The sequence below is a fragment of the Bradyrhizobium sp. NBAIM08 genome, from assembly GCF_020193935.1.
In the GTDB taxonomy this organism is placed as follows: domain Bacteria; phylum Pseudomonadota; class Alphaproteobacteria; order Rhizobiales; family Xanthobacteraceae; genus Bradyrhizobium; species Bradyrhizobium yuanmingense.
Window position 1 is genome coordinate 1 of the sequence record NZ_JADYVR010000984.1, and the last position, 402, is coordinate 402.

Consider the following 402-nt stretch of genomic DNA (forward strand, 5'->3'; position numbering starts at 1 on the left):
GTCGTCGTCCTCGGCCACGGTCTCGATGGCGTCGCTGGTCTCGACCACCTCGACGGCGCCGGCGCCCGTCCCGTTCCCGGGGGCCTCCTCGGCCTCGTCGCCGGCGGGCGCCTCGACCATCGGCGACAGGCCTTCGGAGGGCCCGGCCACGGCGCCGTCGAGGTCGACGGGCTCGTTCTCCTCGTCGCCCTCGCCGAGGGCGACGCCGAGCAGGCGGTCACCATGTTCACCGAATGGGAGCGGCTCGGGAACGAGATGGGCCTCGGCGAGCCGGGCTACAGCCGGTTTCGCGCCGATCACGTCGAGGCGTTGCTCGCGGCCGGCCGGTTCGACGACGCGGCGGAACATGCCGAGGCGATGCAGTCGGACGCCGAGCGTTTGGACCGCATCAGCCTCCGAAGC

General features: G+C 73.4%; 1 protein-coding gene. It reads right to left on the bottom strand.

Annotated features, from left to right (window positions below; translation table 11 throughout):
- Positions 1–402 (bottom strand): hypothetical protein (locus tag I6F37_RS43055; RefSeq protein WP_225154837.1); only part of this gene is annotated, 402 nt, incomplete at both ends.